Annotated in this window: 17 protein-coding genes; 8 read left to right on the forward strand and 9 right to left on the reverse strand. The window is 36.2% G+C overall.

The annotated features are described in order from the left end of the window. The first annotated feature begins 60 nt into the window (after nt 1–60). On the forward strand, nt 61–1266 hold the full coding sequence (locus I6U50_RS03345; protein WP_198637837.1) for a hypothetical protein: 1206 nt from the start codon (nt 61–63) through the stop codon (nt 1264–1266). 80 nt (nt 1267–1346) lie between these two features. Here I6U50_RS03345 and I6U50_RS03350 read toward each other — a convergent pair whose 3' ends face one another. The 4 genes from I6U50_RS03350 to I6U50_RS03365 all read right to left on the reverse strand — a co-directional run bounded on the left by I6U50_RS03350 (nt 1347) and on the right by I6U50_RS03365 (nt 6981). Beyond that, on the reverse strand, nt 1347–2810 hold the full coding sequence (locus tag I6U50_RS03350) for a polysaccharide biosynthesis C-terminal domain-containing protein (RefSeq protein WP_198637838.1): 1464 nt from the start codon (nt 2808–2810) through the stop codon (nt 1347–1349). A gap of 1 nt (nt 2811) precedes the next feature. Continuing rightward, nucleotides 2812–4104: a glycosyltransferase family 4 protein gene (locus I6U50_RS03355; protein ID WP_198637839.1), complete on the reverse strand. Its 1293-nt coding sequence runs from the start codon at nt 4102–4104 to the stop codon at nt 2812–2814. A gap of 108 nt (nt 4105–4212) precedes the next feature. Then, nucleotides 4213–6627 (reverse strand): YfhO family protein, encoded by a 2415-nt coding sequence (locus I6U50_RS03360; protein WP_198637840.1) that lies wholly within the window; start codon nt 6625–6627, stop codon nt 4213–4215. A gap of 78 nt (nt 6628–6705) precedes the next feature. Then, nucleotides 6706–6981: a DUF4834 domain-containing protein gene (locus I6U50_RS03365; protein ID WP_193709706.1), complete on the reverse strand. Its 276-nt coding sequence runs from the start codon at nt 6979–6981 to the stop codon at nt 6706–6708. Between the two features lie 106 nt (nt 6982–7087). Here I6U50_RS03365 and I6U50_RS03370 point away from each other — a divergent pair, with 106 nt between their 5' ends. Then, entirely contained in the window at nt 7088–8062 is a 975-nt protein-coding gene (locus I6U50_RS03370; RefSeq protein WP_193709707.1) for a transporter, read from the forward strand. Nucleotides 8063–8248: 186 nt separating this feature from the next. On the opposite strand, the gene I6U50_RS03375 is transcribed toward I6U50_RS03370, so the two are convergent. The 3 genes from I6U50_RS03375 to I6U50_RS03385 form a co-directional block, all read right to left on the reverse strand. Next, nucleotides 8249–9514 carry an aminotransferase class I/II-fold pyridoxal phosphate-dependent enzyme gene (locus tag I6U50_RS03375; RefSeq protein ID WP_193709708.1) on the reverse strand — a complete coding sequence of 422 codons (1266 nt, stop codon included), beginning with the start codon at nt 9512–9514 and terminating at the stop codon, nt 8249–8251. 146 nt (nt 9515–9660) lie between these two features. Beyond that, entirely contained in the window at nt 9661–10701 is a 1041-nt protein-coding gene (locus I6U50_RS03380; protein WP_193709709.1) for a PLP-dependent cysteine synthase family protein, read from the reverse strand. A gap of 289 nt (nt 10702–10990) precedes the next feature. Continuing rightward, entirely contained in the window at nt 10991–13117 is a 2127-nt protein-coding gene (locus tag I6U50_RS03385) for a S9 family peptidase (protein ID WP_198637841.1), read from the reverse strand. Between the two features lie 63 nt (nt 13118–13180). Between I6U50_RS03385 and I6U50_RS03390 the strand changes: the two genes are divergently transcribed. Beyond that, nucleotides 13181–13504 carry a YbaB/EbfC family nucleoid-associated protein gene (locus I6U50_RS03390; RefSeq protein ID WP_193709711.1) on the forward strand — a complete coding sequence of 108 codons (324 nt, stop codon included), beginning with the start codon at nt 13181–13183 and terminating at the stop codon, nt 13502–13504. 151 nt (nt 13505–13655) lie between these two features. Here I6U50_RS03390 and I6U50_RS03395 read toward each other — a convergent pair whose 3' ends face one another. Beyond that, nucleotides 13656–14684: a threonine aldolase family protein gene (locus I6U50_RS03395; RefSeq protein WP_198637842.1), complete on the reverse strand. Its 1029-nt coding sequence runs from the start codon at nt 14682–14684 to the stop codon at nt 13656–13658. A 287-nt stretch (nt 14685–14971) separates the two neighbouring features. Between I6U50_RS03395 and prfB the strand changes: the two genes are divergently transcribed. The 4 genes from prfB to I6U50_RS03415 all read left to right on the forward strand — a co-directional run bounded on the left by prfB (nt 14972) and on the right by I6U50_RS03415 (nt 19531). After that, a protein-coding gene (prfB, locus tag I6U50_RS03400) for a peptide chain release factor 2 (protein WP_198637843.1) occupies nt 14972–16070 on the forward strand; the annotation gives its coding sequence in 2 pieces (ribosomal slippage) (nt 14972–15034 and nt 15036–16070; 1098 coding nt in all). Nucleotides 16071–16137: 67 nt separating this feature from the next. Further along, the gene (arsC, locus tag I6U50_RS03405; protein ID WP_193709714.1) at nt 16138–16479 is read left to right on the forward strand and encodes an arsenate reductase (glutaredoxin); all 342 of its coding nucleotides are present in this window, start codon (nt 16138–16140) and stop codon (nt 16477–16479) included. 30 nt (nt 16480–16509) lie between these two features. Then, a complete protein-coding gene (locus I6U50_RS03410) occupies nt 16510–16884 on the forward strand; it encodes a hypothetical protein (RefSeq protein WP_193709715.1) in 375 nt (124 codons plus the stop codon). A gap of 118 nt (nt 16885–17002) precedes the next feature. Next, nucleotides 17003–19531: an outer membrane beta-barrel family protein gene (locus tag I6U50_RS03415; protein ID WP_198637844.1), complete on the forward strand. Its 2529-nt coding sequence runs from the start codon at nt 17003–17005 to the stop codon at nt 19529–19531. A 191-nt stretch (nt 19532–19722) separates the two neighbouring features. Here the strand turns inward: I6U50_RS03415 and I6U50_RS03420 are convergent, their stop codons facing one another. Next, on the reverse strand, nt 19723–19899 hold the full coding sequence (locus tag I6U50_RS03420) for a hypothetical protein (RefSeq protein WP_176132705.1): 177 nt from the start codon (nt 19897–19899) through the stop codon (nt 19723–19725). Nucleotides 19900–20083: 184 nt separating this feature from the next. Between I6U50_RS03420 and fumC the strand changes: the two genes are divergently transcribed. Beyond that, the gene (gene fumC / locus I6U50_RS03425) at nt 20084–21481 is read left to right on the forward strand and encodes a class II fumarate hydratase (protein WP_198637845.1); all 1398 of its coding nucleotides are present in this window, start codon (nt 20084–20086) and stop codon (nt 21479–21481) included. Nucleotides 21482–21550: the final 69 nt, after the last annotated feature.

Raw genomic sequence — 21550 nt, forward strand, 5'->3', positions numbered from 1 at the left:
TGTATTTTATGAAGTAATTCTCACCGAGAGTTTTCTTTAGATCACTTAAAAACGCAAACTATGAAAAATATCACCTTTTTAATCAGCTTTTTATTTATTGGCCTTTCGGCTAAAGCTTCTGAATCTATAATTCATAGAGCTTATAATGATGCTTTTATTTTTATTGAGAATGGTGTTGAGTTTGCCGTTTATCCTAACGGGGAATTTGATTTTTATTACAACCCCGATTTCAGAAGCTCAAGTGTTATAAATATTTCTACGCCAAATATAAATATTAGTTATAATTCAGGTTATAACTATGATGCTTACGTTCAATATGACGATTATGGTGCTGTAATTCAAATTGAAAGTGTTCCTATTTATTATGATTATTACGGAAGAATAATAAGAGCAGGTAATGTTTTTATAGATTATAACCGTCGCGGCCATATTGCAAGAGTTGGAGGTTTATATATTCACTACAACCGTTTTAACCGAATCACCAATTATACCGGGTTTATAAACCACTATAATAGCAGTTATGTTTACAGGCCCTGGCATAGGTATTATTCCAGGCCAAGAAGCAGTGTAAGTATTGTTTTTGGTAAACCTTACCGGGCTTATTATCAACCAAATCGCGTTACTTATGTGCAGCATGTAAGTTATTACAATAACTATTATACTAAAAACGTGCATCAAAACTTTTACAGGCCAAATCAAAAGAGGGTCTCCTATAATAAAGGAAGAAGAACTTCTGGTAAACGTGATTTAAGAAAGATTAGGAATAAAGAAGCTGAATTTGCTTCCAGGGGAAATACCCGGAGAAGTAATATAAAAGCTCAAAGATCTAATGTTGCTAAGTCCAGAGAAAACATTACGAGATCTAAACGAAATACAAGTATCAGGGCACGCGAAAACAATGTAAGATCTTATAGAGGTACAGCCAATAGAACTGCTGTGAAAAACAACAGAACACGTTCTAAAACTGAAGCAAGAAAAGTAGGTAGGGAGTCAAGGAATACTGCAATAAACAGGAGGTCTAATTCCAGAAAAGTAAATGCTTCCGGTAGAAGTAGCAGAACTGTAAAAAGTACCCCTACAAGACGCTCCAGTAGCGCCACTAAAGCTTCTTCTGCAAGAGAATCAAGAACTACTACCAGAAGAGCCAGTAATAGAAATAGTAATACAAGAGCGGTAAAAAGCAGTAATAATAAAAGATCTTCTGCTAGAACATCAAATTCTTCTTCACGGGGAAGAAGTTCGGCACGGAATGTGGATAGGAGATAATTAAGAATTCATAATTTAATTTTTTGGTTGGTTAGTTGGAAACCCCTTGAAGCTTCAAAAGTTTCGGGGGTTTCCCGTTTTTAAGAGGTTTTGATCTTTAAAACCTTATTAATTATACTATTTACTTCCGAAGAAAAATTCAGAAAATAGGCTAAAACTATATAAGTAACTCCTATTAAAATAGATTTAAGAATAATATTTAATACGGGATGAAAATTAAAGTCCCAGAAATAAAAACCAAGGGATAATAAAACTCCAATTAGTAGGATAAGCCAGGTTTTAGAAGTAAAAGGAAGGAAATTAAATTTTTTATGTACCAGCCATATTTTAATTGAATTATAAATAAAAAAAGCTATAAAACTGGCTATAGCGGCTCCTTCTATTCCAAGAGCAGGAATAAAGAGCAGATTTAATATAAAAGCCAGTAGTACCAGAAGAACGCCAATAAAAAGTACTATTCTGTAATAATCTGAATTAAAAAGAATGCTGTTATTGTTCCCCAGGAGATTATCGTAAAGTTTCACCAAAGAGATCAACAAAACCACCAGAATACTTAATTGATACTCATCTGGAATTAGCTCATAGAGTTGTTTTACATTGGTAATTATCAGAATAAAAATTAATAAACTTACAATCAATAAATTTAAAGAGCTCCTTTTATACAAATCTTTAAGACCACTAGTATTTTTTGTATTAAGAAATTCAGCCGTCATGGGGTTTGTAATTTGGTGCATTGCCTTTTGCGGCACCGAAATAACCGTTGCAATATAAATGGCAATTCCATAAATAGCTACATTTTCAATAGGCATAAAATATTCTATCATTACTTTATCAAGATCTAGTAAGGCTGTGGCAACAGATGCGGCGATAAGGATTAGGGATGTATACTTTAAAACCGGAGACAATTGCTTCGGAAATTTAAAATCAAGTTTTGGAAAATGGAGCGAGAACGCATAGATTTTCATAGCAATGAGTCGCAATACAAAAACCCCGGCAATGCAATAGATAAATTGATGCACTGTAATCCACTTAAAATATACCGCCAACAGTAACAAACTAATACAAAACCTATGAAATACTTCTTTCATAAAATTCCCGAAAACACTTTTGTAATAAAGTTTAGACCATGCAAAGAAAATTTCAAAATAAGAAGTGGCCAGGGCAATTAGAAAAATCAACCATATATAAGGCCTTACAAGTCCATTGCCTTCTGTAAAATAATCAATTAAAAAAGAATAATTTATAAAGCCAATTAGGCCTAAAACACTAGCAACCGACAAGGGCAAAAACAAGACTAAATTTAAGAGTCGGTCTTTTTCTTGTCTTGTTTTGTAAAAACTAAAGAATTTTATAAGGGTGCTATGTACGCCAAAAGCCATAAACGGCCATAATAAACTAGCCGCCGAAAGTAAAAAAGTGACCAGGCCATAATACTCCTGTTCTAAAAAATAAGTAAATAAAAACAGGGTGTTTACAGCCCCAATTGCAAAACCAAAATAGGTAGTAATTAGGTTCTTAAACGATTGCTTTATAATTACCCCCATCTTATACGCTCTTTATCAAATTAGCCAGTTGCTGAGTTAAATATTTTCTTTGATATTGCTGAATATTACCAGAAACAAAATTAGTTTCTCCGTTTTTATATTTGCTATAATGAGCTAAAATTATACTTTTAAGTTTTTCTTTTTCTGAATACTGAAAATATGCTCCTGAACCGGTCACATTTAAAATTCGTTCAACATCCCATTTTCTGGGGCCAATAGCTAAAATTGGCCTTCGTGCCATTAAATACTCAAATAATTTACCTGGAATAATCCCCCTGGTTTCTTTGCTGTTAATCTCAATTAATAGCAATAACCGACTTTCTTGTTGAAGCTTAATGGCTTGTGAATGATCTACATAACCTAATACTTTAAGTTTCTCACCTAAACCTTCAGATTTAATTGAAGCGATCACCTCTTCGCTTAATGTACCTGCTAATTTTAGCTCAAGGTCTTCAGCAAACCTAGAATTCTCTTTACACAGCTCGGCTATGGCCTGCCACAGGTTTAGCGGATTTCTTTCAGAAAGTAAAGAGCCAATATGGGAAATACTGAACTTTTTATCTAATTTACCAGTATTTTTTAGATCGTTTTCTGTTGCATCAAACCCATTGGTGATTACACTAATTGGTTTACGGGTTTTTTCTGCAAATTCGGCTTTTGTGGTAAAACTGGTAGTAATAATATGATTGGCTGTATTTAGTACCTCCTGCTCCAACTCTATATGCTTTTGCGCACTTTTTTTGGTAAGTCTTAACTTTTTATGATAGCCAATTTGCGTCCATGGATCCCTAAAATCGGCTATCCATTGTAATTTCAGTGCTTTCTTAAGTTCTAATCCAATAAGATGTAAGCTATGTGGCGGGCCGGTTGTAATTATTTTTTTAATCTTCTGCTCTTTTAAATAAGTTTTCAGAAATTTTACCGAAGGTTTTACCCAAAATTTTCGAGCATCGGGAATAAATAGGTTACCGCGAATAAAAAGTAACGACTTTTGTAGCAAAGATTGATTTTCTTCTGCAGCAATAATTCCCTTACTTATAGTTTCTGTTTGATTTTTAGCAAATATTCCGGCTAGTTGATAAGGCTCAAAAATAGGTTTTTTCAGGATTGTGATTCCTTCCGGAATTTCGGCCTCAAAAGAGGCATCCAACATAGGATAATTAGGATTCTCGGGAATAAACACCACAGGCTCAACGCCAAAATCCCGTAAGTACTTTACAAACTTTAGCCAGCGTTGCACACCGGGACCTCCGGCCGGTGGCCAATAGTAAGTTATAATGAGTACTTTTTCCATGAAAAGAGCTTATTCCCTTTTTCGGGATTTATACTAAACTACCTCGGGGCAAGCCCACGCAGCATTTGTTTGAAACAAATTTTTAATTTCCAGGCAAATCTCAGGTTTTTACAGCCTTTGGCGATGCCAATATAATCCTCCTAAAATAATTAAAACCAAAAGAATAGAACTGGCAAGGGCAATGCTACTACCGGTATTTACTACTTCGGGCTCAAACCTAAAAGTTAGGGTATGCTCCCCGGCCGGAATATTCATAGCACGCAACACGTAATTTACACGCACATGCTCCACTTCTTCTCCATCGAGATACGCCTGCCAACCCGGCTGATAATACATCTCGGAAAAAACTGCAAATTGAGCTTCTGATGTGTTGGTTTTGTATACCAATTCGTTAGGCTGATAGCTGGTTAATTCAATTTCAGCTTTTTCAGCAGCCTTAAAATTTTTAGAAACTTCCTCCTTAAATTTTGAATTTATAATTGCAGTCTTTTGAAGATCAACCTCTTTTAAACTTAATATTTCTTCATTAGCAGATTCAACCCACTTAATATTATTTACAAACCATGCATTACCAAAAGCATTCGGATTTTGCTGCGCCTGTGGTTGGCCACTTTCAGAAGGAACAATAAAGTACTTTGCATTTAGCATATTTAGCACTGCCATATTATTCTTCGAAATATAGAAATCATATAAGTCCTGTATCCTTCCGGGTTTGGCAGCGTGATAACCACCTATGGCATTATGAAAGTAAGAGGTACGCCCTGTATTAAAAGGGCTACCGGAAACATCAAAAACCCTGTAATGCCCTTCATCCTGTAAAATTTGCTGGTCGGCTTCATTTGGTTGAAATGGCCTATCCATTTGACTTGCATTTACAAAATCGTCCTTATTTACATAGCGCTTATCTACAGGAATCAAATCTATAAGAATTAAGAGTCCCAAAGCCGGAACCAACCAATTCTGTGTGATCTTCTTCTCAATATATAGCCAAATTACGGCTGCTGTTAAGGCTGAAAAAATAAGCGACCTAATAAGATCTTCGGTATAAATAGCTTTTCTATCTTCTTTAAGCGCTCTTACAAAATCGGCACCCAGTTGTTGAATTAAAGTTGAATCTCCTGCTCCGCTAAAATCAAAAAGCACAGATCTGAAAAGCAATAAAGCAAGACCCACTCCTCCAACAATAATACCTGACCATTTTAATGCGTGCAGCTTGGCTTCTTTTTGAAGCTTTGGATCAAATAATTTATAAAGTCCGTAAACGGCCAGTATGGGCACACATAGTTCTATAATTACCTGTATAGATGAAACCGCTCTAAATTTATTGTACAAGGGCACATAGTCTATAAAAAATTCGGTGAAAAACCTGAAATTCTTACCCCAGGAGAGAACAAGTGCCAAAACACTTCCGCCAACAATCCACCATTTTAAACGGCCTTTCACCAGATATAGGGCAAAAATAAATAGGAATAATACTGTGGCGCCAATATAAGCAGGAGCACCCACATAAGGTTGGTCTCCCCAATAGGTAGGTGCGTTTTCAGCAAAATCGCCCGCCTGAACCGGGGAAGCTCCTAATTTAAGCAGGGCATCATAAATTTCGGTGTCTTTACCAATATCTTCAGCATTAGAGCCACCCATAAATCGGGGGCTAAAAAGATTTAAAGACTCCATTATTCCGTAACTATATTCAGTAATATAATTAAAGCTTAAACCAGCCGCAGGCTTATCAGATCCATCTGGTGAAATTGTTAAACCGGTATCTCCCCGGGTACTGTAAGCCGTATATTCCTGGGTGGCCAGTAAATTAGTAGCATTTGCTCCTATGGCTAATATCACAGCCCCTACCATTACCCCTAAAGCCTTAAAGAATTTAGGAAGTATATTTTTTCGGTAGGCATCAATTAAATATGCGATTCCCAGTACAATAACCAAGAGGAGCAAGTAATAAGTCATTTGAAAGTGATTGGCTCCAATTTGCAAGGCCATTGCTAGTGATAGCAATAAGAACCCCCACAAATACTTTTGCCTAAAAGTGAGAATAATGCCGCCTAAAACCATAGGCATATAGGCAATTGCGTGGGCTTTAGCATTATGCCCAACACCAAGAATAATAATTAGATAGGTAGAAAACCCGAAAGCAAGCGCACCTAAAAGTGCCAATCTAAAATCTAGTTTTAAACAGAGTAAGAGAATATAAAAGCCTAAAAAATAAAGGAAAAGATAGTCGGCCGGTCGTGGTAAAAACCGTAAAACATTATCTAGTTTTTTCACATAGTTATGCGGATAATACGCTCCTAACTGAAAAGTGGGCATTCCTCCAAAAGCCGCATCGGTCCAGTAAGGTTCTTCCCCGGTTTGGTCCCGAAAATCATTCTGCTCTTTGGCCATCCCGATATACTGAACAATATCGCTTTGAAAGATTTTTTTCCCTTCAAGAACAGGACTAAAATAAAATAAAGAAACTATTACGAAGCCTACCAAAACAAGAAGATGTGGTAGAAACTTTTTAAGATTGGCCATCTGATTTTTTTTAGATCACATTTATTAAACCTGAAAGGGAGCTACCTCCCTATTCATTATAAAAAATTGATCCCGAAATTAATCAATTTCCTCGTAATCTATATATTCACCAACGTTTTTATTAGATTTTCTACCGCTTTTTGGGCCTTTATCAATACTAACTTTTCCCTCCTTTTTTTGAGAGTTAGGGTCTTGCTGCTGCCTAAATTGTTGTTCAAAACGCTTTCCCACTTTTCTTAGAAAATATTTAAGTATAAGTGGCCCAAACCATTTAATTAGTATTTTAAAAGCAAAATATACTAATAGAATGATTAGAATCGTTTGTAATACATCGGAAAAAGAAGCTTCTAACATTTTAAGGTCTTTTTGCAAAAGTAAAAATAAGCCTTGAGAATGGTCGCTTTCTATTCCTAAAAAAATAATAAATCTGCTATCTTTGAAAGTAACAAACCAATCTAATATGCACTATTTAAAAGTAGGTATCGCTTTTATCTTCTTCGGAATTTTTACTGCAAACGCACAATACACTGAAACCATTAACTCCAATAGACCCGGGGAATCTCAGGGAGCCTATGCCGTGGGAAAAAATGTACTACAATTGGAAGCAGGTGGATATTTGGGAAACGATAATCACACACTTTTTAATAGTGACACAGATATTCTGGGAGCAAGTTACGGTATTCGGTTTGGGTTTTTAACCGAAATCCTGGAGCTTAACTTATTTGGTTCCTTTCAGGACCAGGTAACTTCTATTCCTTCAGGAAATGGTGTAGATGAATTTAAAGTAACCAACTTTAAGACAAATACTATAGGTGGTAAATTTTTAATTTTTGATCCCAATATAAGTGTTAAAAAACGAGAAGTAAATCTATATAGCTGGAAAGCTAACCAACGTATGGATTTACGCAGTCTAATCCCTGCCGTTTCGGTTTATGGTGGCGCCAATTTTAGCTGGTGGGAAAACCCATATATGTTTGAAGGAGAATCTTCGATTAGTCCCAAAGCAGCCATTATTACTCAAAACAACTGGGGACGTTGGGTATTGGTCATGAATTTTATAGCCGATAAATTTACGGAAGAATATCCTTCTTACGGAGGAGTGTTTACCCTTACCCACGCGGTTACCCCCAGATTTGCCGTTTTCGGGGAATTTCAAACCTATATAAGCGATTTATATGCCGATGAGTTATTAAGAGGTGGGGCTGCTTACTTATTTGGAAAAGATTTTCAGGTTGATATCTCCGGACTTGTAAATTTTAAAGACACTCCTTCCAGGTGGCAGGTAGCTGCAGGAGTTTCTTATAGATTCGATTTCCATGAAGATGACGAATATATTGAAGACACTTACGAAGGAAAACGCAATCAAAGAGGGGAAGAACTGGAAGAAACCGGTTTTTATAAAGAAAAGGAAGAAGAAAATGGTTCAGGTAAATAGATCTTAACCTGATTTTTCTTGAAAACAAGAAACAAAAAACCGTTTAAAGAATAATCCTATTGACGGCAAACTGAATTTATTTCAGCTTCTAAGTTTAAATGAAACTAGACCCTGAAACAAGTTCAGGGTGACGTAGAAAAATAACTTCTAAACGGTTTTTTAAGCTTTATTCCAATAAATTAATACCTACTCTTTACTTGCCATTGCGGCAGAAACTGAAGCAGATAATCTTTTGTAGGTTCCATTTTCTAAACGTTCTCGAATAGCTGAAAAAGCTTGTAGGGTTTCTTCTACATCTTCGAGAGTGTGAGAAGCGGTAGGAATCATTCTCAATAAAATAAGTCCTTTTGGAATTACCGGATATACCACAATAGAACAGAAAACGCCATGGTTTTCCCTAAGGTCTTTAACCAAAGCCATAGCTTCTGGAATACTACCCTTAAGGTACACAGGAGTTACACAGCTTTGTGTAGTTCCTATATCGAAACCATTATCCTTAAGTCCGTTTTGAAGTGCATTTACATTCTCCCAAAGCTTTTCTTTTAGCTCAGGCATTGTTCTTAACATTTCCAAACGTTTCAATGCGCCAACCACCAATTGCATTTGTAGGGATTTAGCGAACATTTGAGAGCGCAAATTATATTTCAAATAATCTATAATTTCTTTATCGGCGGCAATAAATGCTCCTGTACTGGCCAAAGACTTCGCAAACGTAGCAAAATAAACATCTATTTCATCCTGTACTCCCTGCTCCTCACCGGCACCGGCACCTGTTTTTCCAAGGGTACCAAAACCATGAGCATCATCTACAAATAACCTAAAATTATATTTTTTCTTAAGCTCAACAATTTCCTTTAATCTTCCCTGCTCTCCACGCATTCCAAAAACCCCTTCAGAAATCAATAAAATCCCTCCTCCTGTTTGTTCTGCAATTTTCGTGGCACGTTGCAGGTTTTTCTCTATACTATCAAGATCATTATGCTTGTAAGTAAAGCGCTGCCCCAGGTGTAGTCGTACACCGTCTATAATACAGGCATGAGCATCTACATCATAAACAATTACATCCTGTTTAGAAACCAGCGCGTCTATGGTAGAAACCATTCCCTGGTAACCAAAATTTAACAAATAAGCAGATTGTTTATGAACAAAAGAAGCAAGTTCATCCTGTAGTTTTTCGTGAAGATGCGTATGTCCACTCATCATTCTGGCTCCCATAGGATATGCCGATCCATATTCTGCAGCGGCTTCAGCATCTACTTTTCTTACTTCGGGATGATTAGCAAGCCCCAGGTAGTCATTAATACTCCAGGTAATTACTTTTTTCCCTCTAAACTTCATTCTGTTTGAGATAGGGCCTTCAAGTTTTGGAAATACAAAATACCCCTCTGCCTGCTCTGCCCATTTTCCTAATGGTCCTTTATCCTTATATATCTTATCAAATAAATCCCTCATCAAAATTTTTTTAGTCAAGCCGCAAAAGTACTTAAAATTGGCTCAATTGTACAAAGTTATTTTTTTCTTAAAATTCAAATAAAAGAAAAGCATCCTAGGGGGATGCTTTTTTAGTCTCTATTTCTGAATCAATTTCAAAATATTCTTTATTTAATTATTTCTATAGGTTGTGCCTCAATTTCATTTTTGGTGTCAAAAAAGCCTTGCTCTTCCATCCAATTATCACTAAAAACTTTTCCCATATAACGTGAACCGTGATCTGGAAAAATAACCACTACTTTACTATGCTCATCAAATTCGCCTTCTTCAGCAAGTTGTTTTAAGCCTTGGGTAGCAGCTCCACTGGTATAACCTACAAAGAGTCCTTCGGTTTTAGCCAGCTCTCTTGCCGTATGGGCACTATCTTCATCACTAACCTTTACAAAACGATCTATAATTTCAAAATCTGTAGCCGAAGGAATAAGGTTTTTACCCAAACCTTCTATTCTGTAAGGATAGATTTCATTGGCATCAAACTCTTTAGTTTCATGATACTTCTTTAAAACAGAGCCATACGCATCTATCCCAATAACCTTCAAATCAGGATTCTGCTGTTTTAGATACCTTGCAGTTCCCGATATTGTACCACCTGTACCACTACAAGCAATAAGATGAGTTATTTTTCCTTCTGTTTGATTCCAAATTTCAGGACCGGTAGAATTAAAATGCGCGTCTATATTCAAATCGTTAAAATATTGATTGATATAAACCGAACCTTTTGTTTCTGCGTGAAGGGTTTTTGCCACCTGGTAATAAGACCTGGGATCGTCTGCCGATACATGTGCAGGACAAACATAGACCTTGGCCCCCATGGTTCTTAACATGTCTATTTTATCGTTAGAGGCTTTAGAGCTTACCGCTAAAATGCATTCGTAGCCTTTAATAACACTTACCATAGCAATGCTAAAACCGGTATTCCCGGAAGTAGTTTCTATAATAGTGCTACCAGGTTTTAGAATACCTTTTCTTTCTGCTTCTTCTATAATATAAAGTGCAATACGGTCTTTTGCAGAGTGTCCCGGATTAAAGGCTTCGACCTTAGCGAAAAATTCTCCTTTAAATTTTTGAGTGATTTTATTAAGTTTTATCAAAGGTGTATTGCCTATAAGCTGCAATACGTGATCGTATACTTGCAAATCTTCTTTCATAAATCGAAGTTCTTTACAAAATTTGGGTTAAAGATTTTGCCCAATTCTTGAGCGTGAAAACATTTCAGAAATACTGAAAAATATCTTATTTTTTATTCCGAACCAATCGAAATAAAACACTGACATTCAATGCCAATTTTATTTCTATTCTATTATAAACCTTCGAATATTTAGAGGCTTATCCCTCTATATTCAAATTCTCTTTGCAATACTTCTCAAACCTCCAAAGAGGCGATTTTTCCTAAAAACACAGAAGTAAAACCGTCCAAATTTAAGGTAAATTTTTTAATTAGTGGTCAATTCCTTCCAAATCCAGTAAAAATGCATATTCTTCAGCCACCTCTTTTAAAGCTTCAAAACGTCCTGAAGCCCCACCGTGGCCTGCATCCATATTGGTATGAAAAAGTAACAAATTATTGTCGGTTTTCAGGTCCCTTAATTTAGCTACCCATTTCGCAGGTTCCCAGTATTGAACCTGAGAATCGTGCAAGCCCGTTGTTACCAACATATTAGGGTAGTTTTGCGCCACTACATTATCATAAGGTGAATACTGCATCATATAATCATAATAATCTTTGTTATTAGGATTACCCCACTCATCATATTCACCGGTAGTTAATGGAATGCTATCATCTAACATTGTTGTTACCACATCTACAAAAGGTACGGCAGAAATAACACCATTGTACAGTTGCGGAGCCATATTTACAACCGCCCCCATAAGCAAACCACCTGCAGAACCACCCATAGCATAAAGATGTTCTGCAGAAGTATATTTTTCCTGAATTAAATATTCTGAAACATCTATATAATCGGTAAACGTATTCATCTTATTGAAAAGCTTCCCATCTTCATACCATTTACGACCAAGGTATTCCCCGCCACGAATATGTGCTATGGCATAGATAAAACCACGGTCTAACAAGCTAAGCCTCACTGTAGAAAAATAAGGATCTATGGTAGAGCCATAAGAGCCATAAGCGTATTGTAAAAGCGGACTATTCCCATCTAATTTGGTTCCCTTTTTGTAAACCAGGCTAACCGGAATTTTAGTACCATCTTTTGCCGTTGCCCAAATTCTCTGTGAGGTATAATTATTCTTATCAAAATTTTTATCTAAAACAGCTTGCTCTTTTAAAACCGTCTTCTTTTGGGTTTCCATATTAAAATCTACCACCGATGTTGGCGTTGTCATGGAGTTATAGGTAAACCTTAAAATTTCCGTATCAAAAGCAGGGTTTATTGAGGTATAAGCCGTATAGGTCTCATTATCAAAAGGAATATAATATGCATCAGAATTATCCCATCGCATTACTTTTATCTTATTCAAGCCATTGTGTCTTTCACTAACCACCAGGTACTTTTTAAAGATATCTATATCTTCCAATAAGTAATCTTCCCGATGTGGAATTACATCTACCCAATTTTGCTGACTTGTCTTTTCAACCGGAGTTTTCATCAATTTAAAATTGGTAGCACCATCTTTATTGGTCATCACGTAAAAGCTATCTTCAAAATGTGCAATGCTATATTCCAGGCCACGTTCCCTGGGCTGAAAAACCTTAAACTCGCCATTGGGGTCATCAGCTTTTAAAATGCGGTATTCAGTAGTTAAGGTACTATGGCTCCCAATAATAATATACTCTCTGGATTTCGACTTATAAACATAGGTGTTAAAAGTTTCATCTGCCTCTTCATAAACTAGCTCATCTTTAGAAGAGTCTGTACCTAAAATATGTTTGTAAATTCGATAAGACCTTAAGGTTTGATCGTCTTTTTTGGTATAAAAAAGCGTTTTATTATCTGCGGCCCAGGTAGAACCACCGGTAGTATTTTCTATCTTATCAGGATAAATTTCTCCGGTTTCCAGGTCTTTAATCTGAATGGTATATTTTCTTCTACTTAAGGTATCAACCCCAAAAGCGACCATTTCATTATCCGGACTCACATTTAATCCGCCAAGGCTATAATATTCAAAGCCTTCGGCCATTTCATTTACATTAAAAAGCAAATCTTCAGGCGCTTCCAGGCTTTCTTTTTTACGCGAGTAAATAGGATAATCTTTTCCTGTTTCAAACCGGGTTAAATACCAATAACCATTTAATTTATAAGGAACCGACTCATCGTCTTCCTTTATCCTGGACTTCATTTCTTCAAATAACCGCTGCTGAAAATCACTGGTGTGAGCCGTCATTTGTTTATTATAAGCATTTTCCTGATTTAAATAATCTATTACCTCGGGGTCTTCCCTATCGTTCATCCAGTAATAATTATCTACTCTCACATCTCCGTGAAACTCCAGCTTTTTAGCTATTTTCTTCGCTTTAGGCGGTATAATTTCTTTTTTCAAATCTGCATTATTTTGAGCGCCTGCAAAGGTAATGCTTCCCAGTAAAATACATAATAGTCTCTTCATATTAACAGGATTAATCCTGTAATTTAGTAAATTTGCCTTTCATAAATTTTAAAAAAAGAGACTATGTTTGGAGATATGATGGGTATGATGAATAAAATAAAAGAAACCCAGCAAAAAGTTGAAGAAACTAAAGAACGATTAAAAACCGTTAGCATTGAAGAGAAATCAACCGACGGCTTACTAAGTGTAACCATTACCGCCACTCGTGAGATTAAAAATATAAATATTGCCGACGAGTTACTTGAGGATAAAGAGCAATTAGAAGATTATTTGGTACTTACTTTAAACAAAGCTATTGCCAAAGCTTCTGATATCCATGAAAAAGAACTTGCCGCAGTTGCCAAAGATGGAATGCCAGACATTCCGGGAATGGATATGCTTAAGTAGTTTTATTCGAGAATCGAGATTTATCCCGATAATTATTGAGACTTCTAAGAGGCTCACCACGGGTTATTTACTATTCAGTTAAAAAAATAAACACCTCACAGACTCTAAAATCTGTGAGGTGTTTATTTTTAGGTTAATTCATCTAAGTCTCTTATAGTTTAAGTTCCTTAAACACCTTCAAAAATTTCTGGTGCATTTCTTCGGAATAATCTAAATGGGTGACTATTCTTAATTTTCCCTGCCCCATATTGCTTATCCTAATATTTTCTTTTGCCAGATTTTTCATAAATGCAGCTTCATCTGAAGCCTTTTTAAGATAAAAAATAACAATATTGGTTTCTACTTCTTCCACTTCGCCAACATAACTAGCGTTTTCCAGTGTTTTGGCTATATCGGCTGCCCTTTTATGATCTTCGGCCAGACGTTCTACATGGTTATCCAGAGCGTAAGTACCGGCTGCTGCCATAAAACCAACCTGTCGCATTCCGCCGCCTAAAACTTTACGAACCCTAATGGCATTTTTCATTATTTTTTCGCCTCCAATTAGCACAGAACCCATAGGGGCTCCAAGTCCTTTTGAAAGACAAACCGAAATAGTGTCGAATAATTTCCCGTAATCCCTGGGATCTTCATTTTTAGCAACCAACGCATTAAAAAGCCTTGCCCCATCCAGGTGAAGGCCCAGGTTATGGGTATTACAAACTTTTCTTATTCTTTTAATCTCCTCCAAATCATAGCAGGCTCCGCCCCCTTTATTAGTAGTGTTTTCCAAACAAACCAAACTGGTAAGCGGGCTATGATAAAAATCTGGAGGGTTGATACTTCCTTCAACCTGTGCAGCAGTAATCATTCCACGGTCGCCGTCTACCAATTTACAGGAAACTCCGCTGTTAAACGAAGCTCCTCCCCCTTCATAATTAAAAACATGCGCCCATTTATCACAAATAAGCTGTTCGGCCGGTTGTGTATGTAATTTTATAGCGGCCTGGTTCGCCATACTCCCGGTTGGAAAAAATAACGCTTCATCCATTCCAAACATTTTTGCCAGCTTTTCTTCCAAAGCATTTACACCAGGGTCTTCCTTGTACACATCATCACCAACTTCAGCACCTATTATGGCTTTTAACATCCCACTGGTAGGACGGGTTACAGTATCACTTCTAAGATCTATTTCTTTCATAAAATATATTTTGACTTAATTCGAAATATAAATATTCATTTTTTATAGGAAGTATAAGCTCTTAAGCTCTAAAAATCCAATTTAATACTTTCCCTATTATTCTCTTAAATTTTCCTTCTTCAAAATGAAATGATCAAATTTTAGCAAGTGAGAAACTGACTAACAGGAGAATAAGTCTAAAGCCTTTCTTTTAGGGCAATTTCAGGAAATTTTAAAACTATAAAAATATCGTTAAATAGTTTCCCGGCCTATTCTTAAATTCTATTTTTACTTTAAAATTTAGATGTATGATTACACACGAGCATATTAGAGATCTTAGAGAGCGCCTTGGTGCGTTAAGGAGGTATCTTTGACATTGATGCCAAGAAAATAGAAATCACCAATCAGGAAGAAAAAACTTTTGCTCCAGATTTTTGGGATGACCCAAAAAAAGCCGAGATCATTATGCGTGATCTTAATTCTGAAAAACAATGGGTGGAAGAATTTGAGAAATCTGAAACCCTGGTAGAGGACCTGGATATTCTTTATGAGTTTTATAAAGAAGGTGAAGCAGGCGAACACGATGTTATTGAGAAGAATGAGCAGGCTTTGTCGCTTATTGAAGACCTTGAGTTTAAAAATATGCTTTCTGAAGAAGGCGATAAGCTAAGCGCTGTTTTACAGATCACTGCAGGCGCGGGTGGTACCGAGAGTTGCGACTGGGCTCAAATGCTTATGCGCATGTACCTGATGTGGGCCGAAAAACGCAATTTTAAGGTCAAAGAATTAAACTATCAGGCAGGGGATGTTGCGGGCATAAAAACAGTTACCATAGAGATTGAAGGGGAATTTGCATTTGGATGGTTAAAAGGTGAGAATGGTGTACATAGATTGGTAAGGATTTCTCCATTTGATAGCAATGCAAAACGACATACTTCTTTTGCCTCCGTTTATGTGTACCCACTGGCCGATGATTCTATAGAAATAGACATCAATCCGTCAGAAATTTCCTGGGAAACCATGCGTTCCTCAGGTGCGGGAGGACAAAATGTGAATAAGGTAGAAACAGCAGTTAGGTTGCGCCACGCTCCTACCGGGATTGTTGTTGAGAATTCAGAAACCCGATCTCAACTGGAAAACAAGACCAAGGCTATGCAGCTTTTAAAGAGTCAGTTATATGAAATTGAACTTCAAAAGCAACAGGCACAACGTAGGGAAATTGAAGATTCTAAAATGAAGATAGAATGGGGATCACAAATTAGAAACTATGTGATGCACCCATATAAACTGGTAAAAGATGTAAGAACAGCAAAGGAAACAGGAAATGTAGATGCCGTAATGAATGGAGAAATTGATGTTTTCCTGAAAGCTTTTTTAATGATGATGGGACAACGGCAGGAAGATTGATAGATTTCTGCCATTATATTTTAGATTTAAAATTTATTGTTTATTTTAAAATCGTAAAAAACAAATTATGATTACTGTTTATCACAATCCAAGATGTAAAAAATCTAGAGAGGGCTTGGAACTTGTAAAAAACTCTGGAAAAGAATATCAAGTTAGAGAGTACCTAAAAGAGCCTCTTTCAGAAGAAGAACTAGGTAAAGTTTTAGAAAAATTAAGCTTTTATCCAATGCAACTAATTCGTAGTAATGAGAAAATTTGGAAAGAAAATTATAAAAACAAAGATTTAAGCGACAAAGAGTTAATTACTGTAATGGTAGAGAACCCAAAACTTATTGAAAGGCCCATTGTAGAAACATCTAATACAGCTGTAGTAGGTAGACCTAGCTCTAATATTGAAGATATATTGTAAGTAAAGTAAATATATCAAAGCACTAAAGAAATGAAAACTCAACATAAAATAGCAATAGTAGGTGGTATCGCCGGTTTTATAGCGGCAGGCTTTATTTATTCCCAATTTCACCTAAACAGAAAAAGCAGAAAAGAACTTATTGAAATTGCCAGGGAGCTTGCCTATACCTGGAAAAAAGAACTGGATCTTAATTTTGAACAAACCGAAAAACTTGAGGATCTAATAATTGAATACACGCTTAAGAAAAATGAAATTATAAATGCTACTGCATTACATGAAGATGATATTATTTTCAAACTAAAATCTATTCAACAAGCAGAACACACAAAGCTGCAAAAAATAATGACAGGAAAACAATTTCAGAAATACTTAGAATTAAATAAAAAAATTAGTCAAAGGTCTTAAGAACTGATTTTCAATCAAAAAAACTCGATTTAACAATCTAAATCAATATTTAACGTGAGTTTAACCCACATTGCGTTAAACCATTTTAAGAATTGAAGGTCTAAGAATAAAAAATTCTATGACCACCAAAATCTTTTACACGCTAAGCCTGGCGTTTTTTCTTTGTTTTAATTTAAGCAGTTTTGCACAAACTTCCGGGAATTCTTACGAAATCTCCGGAAAAGTAATGGACAACGAACTAAATGTTCCATTAGAATATGCAACAATTTCTGTTGTTGATGTTAATAATCCAGAAAATGTTAATGGAGGCATCACTAACAATAAGGGTGTTTTTAAAATTGAAGTAGCACCCGGAACTTATAATATTGTTGTAGAATTTATTTCTTACGAAACCAAACGATTCAATAATCGTAAGATTAATGCAGATTTAAATCTACAAACCATAGAACTTGGAGTAAGTTCTGATAATCTGGATGAAGTAATTGTTCGTGCTGAGACCACTCAGGTTGATATTAGGCTGGATAAAAAAATATATAATATCGGAAAAGACCTTACCACTGCAGGTGGTACTGTAAGTGACGCCCTAAACAATGTCCCTTCTATTTCGGTAGATATTGAGGGCGGAATAAGCTTAAGGGGAAATGATAATGTGAGAATTCTTATTAATGGTAAACCTTCAGCAATGGCAGGTTTTGGCAATACCGATGTTTTAAGTCAATTACCGGCTGAAGCTATAGAGCGCGTAGAAGTAATTACATCTCCTTCTGCCCGGTATGATGCCGAGGGTACTGCAGGTATTATCAATATTATTCTTAGAAAAAAAGAAACACTTGGCTTTAATGGCTCTGTTACTGTAAATGGTGGGATTCCTGAAAATGGGAGTATTTCTGCCAACCTAAACTATCGTACCGATAAATACAACCTGTTCACCACTACAGGGTACAGGTATTCAGAGTCGCCCGGTTATGGTTACTTCGACACACGATTTTTTGACCCAAGAACAGATATTATTTTAGACAGCCTAAAGTACGATCGAAATATTGAAGATAGGGACTACAACAGGATAAACCGTGGTTTCAACACTAATGTTGGAATGGAATACTACCTATCTGACATGTCTTCAATAACCGGTGCTGTATTTTATAGACTTGGTGATGACAGAGATGTTACCAATAATATGAACGACTACCTATTGGGAGATACCGAGCTTTTAGGAACTAACAGAAGGGAAGTTGAAAATGAAGAGGATGAAAGTATCCAGTTCTCCCTTAATTATGTAAAAAAGTTCGATAATAAAGGGCATAAACTTACCGCCGATTTTCAGTTTGAAAATGATAGTGAAACTGAAGACGCTTTCATAAATGAGTTCACCACCTATAACAATACAGAAAATGCAACTATAGATATACCATCTGAATCTACCCTTACCAAAGAAGATAAAAAAGAATATTTAATACAGGCAGATTATGTATTACCTATTGGCGAGGAGTCACAATTTGAAGCGGGATACCGTGGTAATTTTGAAAACGAAATAACAGATTATAAACTATTTCAGGAAAACAATCCTGGCGAGTTTATACTGAATAAAAACCAGACCAATGTTTTTGACTATTCTGAAAATGTGCAGGCTTTGTATACACAATACGGTACTAAATTTGGAAACTTCAGCTTTCTTCTTGGTTTAAGATTAGAAAACACTAACCTACAAGGAAAAATTGATTCAGAATTAACTGAAGCCGAATTGCAGGAAGAGTTTTCATTCGATATAGATACAGATTTTGACAACGACTATCTTGGCCTATTCCCTACCCTAAATCTTATTTATGAGCTTGGTGAAGATGAAAATTTGACCCTGGGGTATAACCGAAGAATAAACAGACCAAGAGGTTGGTATATAAACCCTTTCCCCTCAAGAAGCAGCCGTAATAACATCTTCCAGGGAAATCCAAATCTAAATCCGGCATTTTCTAACGCTTTTGATTTAGGCTACTTGAAAAAATGGGATAAGTTCACCCTAACTTCTTCTATTTACTATCAAAGAGAAACCGATGCTTTCCAAAGAGTAAGAGAAGAAGTCTTTATTAGCGGCCCATCTGGAGAACAAATTGAGGTGATAAGAAGCATCCCATTTAATCTTGCGACAAACGACAGAATGGGTGGTGAATTAGGTTTTCTTTACAATCCGGCAGATTGGCTAAGACTTAACGGAAGCGTGAATGTTTTCCGTTTTAAACTGGACGGAGAATTTAATGGAAACGATTATAGCCAGGATAACTCAAGTTGGTTTGGTAGGTTTAGCTCAAAAGTTACCTTACCACTAAAAATAGATTGGCAAACCAATTTATTTTATCGCGGGCCTTCAGACGAAATTCAGGGAACCCAGGATGGAATTCTAAATGTGGACCTGGCATTCAGCAAAGAAATTCTAAACGATAAAGCTACACTTTCCTTAAACGTAAGGGATATATTTAACGGTAGAAAAAGAACCAGCTTTACCTCTACAGAATTTTTTAACCAGGATAGTGAATTTCAGTGGAGACAGGGACAGTCTGTAAATGTTTCTCTAATTTACAGGTTTAACCAACAAAAACGCGAACAGCGACGTAGTAATGGAAATCAGGACTTTGATGAAGGTTTTGAAGGGTAATTATAAGAAGCTGTCTGAAAAGGTTTTAAAACCGTCATCTTGAATTTATTTCAAAATCTACCGTGTTGGTAATTAAAAACATGTTAGAAGCTGAAATAAGTTCAGCTTGACGAGAATAGACTTTTCAGACAGCCTCCTTCTAATTTCACAAAAACAAAGCATAAAAAAAGGGACTTTAATAGTCCCTTTTTTTATGCTTTTTCTTCTTTTGCCTTTTTCCTTGCTTCTTTCTTTTCTTTAAGCAATTCTCCAACCGAACCGCCTATCCAATAAGGTAAAATAGCCATTAGGAAAATCATAAGCCAGAATCCCATAGTTAAAATAACCAGGAAAGCCAGAAAACCGAGATATTGATCGAATTCGAACATAATTACCAAATTTTTTTGATCTGGTCAAATATACTAAGCTTTGGCGGCTTATCACAATTAAATTTTCAGAAATTACAAAAGACCTGATTAACATTAGGAAAATTAAAGTCTAAATTCTCTTTATTTATTCCTTTAAAATGCCGTTAACTTGTAAATTTGTGTTGTCACAACTAATATAACAATTATGGATTATAGAATAGAGAAAGATACCATAGGTGAAGTAAAAGTACCCTCAGATAAACTTTGGGGTGCTCAAACCGAACGTTCCAGAAACAATTTTAAAATTGGGCCTGCCGGGAGTATGCCATTGGAAATAGTTTACGGCTTTGCTTACCTAAAAAAAGCCGCTGCATATACAAATAGCGAACTAGGTGTTTTACCTGAAGAAAAAAGAGATTTAATTGCCCAGGTATGCGACGAAATACTTGAAGGCAAACACGACGATCAGTTCCCATTGGTTATTTGGCAAACCGGTAGTGGAACTCAAAGTAATATGAATTTAAACGAGGTAATTGCCAATCGTGCCCACCAATTGGCAGGAAAAAAACTTGGAGAAGGCGAAAAAACACTTCAGCCTAACGACGATGTAAACAAATCGCAATCTTCTAATGACACCTTTCCTACCGGAATGCATATTGCCGCGTATCAAAAAATTATAGCTGTAACACTTCCAGGTGTAAAACAATTACGTAATACACTTAAGAAAAAATCAGAAGAGTTTAAAGAGGTTGTTAAGATAGGTCGAACCCATTTTATGGATGCCACTCCCCTTACCTTAGGACAAGAGTTTAGCGGTTACGTAGCCCAGTTGGATTACGGTATTAAAGCACTTGAAAATACCCTACCGCATTTGGCTGAATTAGCACTTGGTGGCACCGCTGTAGGAACCGGACTCAATACACCCGAAGGCTATTCTAAAAAGGTAGCTGAGTATATTGCCAAGTTCACCGAACTTCCTTTTGTTTCTGCCGGAAATAAATTTGAAGCTCTTGCTGCCCACGATGCATTTGTTGAAACTCATGGTGCCTTAAAACAACTGGCCGTATCTTTAAACAAAATAGGAAATGATATTAGAATGCTTTCTTCAGGGCCTAGAAGTGGAATTGGAGAAATAAACATTCCTGCAAACGAACCCGGTTCATCTATTATGCCCGGAAAAGTAAATCCAACCCAATGTGAAGCTTTAACAATGGTTTGCGCCCAGGTTATGGGTAACGATGTTGCCATTGGTGTTGGCGGAATGCAAGGCCAATTTGAATTGAACGTTTTTAAACCGGTTATGGCCGCTAACCTTTTACAAAGCGCAGAACTAATTGGTGATGCCTGTGCATCTTTTGATGTAAATTGCGCAAGTGGAATTGAAGCAAATACACCAAGAATCCAGGAGCATTTAAATAATTCTTTAATGTTGGTTACCGCTTTAAATACTAAAATTGGGTATTATAAAGCTGCAGAAATAGCCAATAAAGCTCATAAAGATGGAACCACCCTTAAAGAAGCTGCGGTAGCATTAGGCCATCTTACTGAAGAGCAATTTGATGAGTGGGTACAACCTAAAGACATGGTTGGAAATATAGAATAATTAATTCAAATTTCATAAAAACTAAAAAGCCTGTCTAAGAATTTTAGACAGGCTTTTCTTATTAATATT

The organism is Salegentibacter maritimus (assembly GCF_016236975.1).
Classification (GTDB): Bacteria; Bacteroidota; Bacteroidia; order Flavobacteriales; family Flavobacteriaceae; genus Salegentibacter; species Salegentibacter maritimus.

Excerpts from the sequence above, each read along its gene's own strand:
- I6U50_RS03360 (WP_198637840.1), bottom strand. The coding sequence starts at position 6,627 with ATGGCCAATCTTAAAAAGTTTCTACCACATCTTCTTGTTTTGGTAGGC.
- I6U50_RS03410 (WP_193709715.1), top strand. The coding sequence starts at position 16,510 with ATGAAAACTCAACATAAAATAGCAATAGTAGGTGGTATCGCCGGTTTT.
- I6U50_RS03355 (WP_198637839.1), bottom strand. The coding sequence starts at position 4,104 with ATGGAAAAAGTACTCATTATAACTTACTATTGGCCACCGGCCGGAGGT.
- I6U50_RS03415 (WP_198637844.1), top strand. The coding sequence starts at position 17,003 with ATGACCACCAAAATCTTTTACACGCTAAGCCTGGCGTTTTTTCTTTGT.
- I6U50_RS03350 (WP_198637838.1), bottom strand. The coding sequence starts at position 2,810 with ATGGGGGTAATTATAAAGCAATCGTTTAAGAACCTAATTACTACCTAT.
- I6U50_RS03385 (WP_198637841.1), bottom strand. The coding sequence starts at position 13,117 with ATGAAGAGACTATTATGTATTTTACTGGGAAGCATTACCTTTGCAGGC.
- I6U50_RS03375 (WP_193709708.1), bottom strand. The coding sequence starts at position 9,514 with ATGAGGGATTTATTTGATAAGATATATAAGGATAAAGGACCATTAGGA.
- I6U50_RS03365 (WP_193709706.1), bottom strand. The coding sequence starts at position 6,981 with ATGTTAGAAGCTTCTTTTTCCGATGTATTACAAACGATTCTAATCATT.
- I6U50_RS03345 (WP_198637837.1), top strand. The coding sequence starts at position 61 with ATGAAAAATATCACCTTTTTAATCAGCTTTTTATTTATTGGCCTTTCG.
- I6U50_RS03370 (WP_193709707.1), top strand. The coding sequence starts at position 7,088 with ATGCACTATTTAAAAGTAGGTATCGCTTTTATCTTCTTCGGAATTTTT.
- I6U50_RS03390 (WP_193709711.1), top strand. The coding sequence starts at position 13,181 with ATGTTTGGAGATATGATGGGTATGATGAATAAAATAAAAGAAACCCAG.
- I6U50_RS03380 (WP_193709709.1), bottom strand. The coding sequence starts at position 10,701 with ATGAAAGAAGATTTGCAAGTATACGATCACGTATTGCAGCTTATAGGC.
- arsC (WP_193709714.1), top strand. The coding sequence starts at position 16,138 with ATGATTACTGTTTATCACAATCCAAGATGTAAAAAATCTAGAGAGGGC.
- I6U50_RS03420 (WP_176132705.1), bottom strand. The coding sequence starts at position 19,899 with ATGTTCGAATTCGATCAATATCTCGGTTTTCTGGCTTTCCTGGTTATT.
- I6U50_RS03395 (WP_198637842.1), bottom strand. The coding sequence starts at position 14,684 with ATGAAAGAAATAGATCTTAGAAGTGATACTGTAACCCGTCCTACCAGT.
- fumC (WP_198637845.1), top strand. The coding sequence starts at position 20,084 with ATGGATTATAGAATAGAGAAAGATACCATAGGTGAAGTAAAAGTACCC.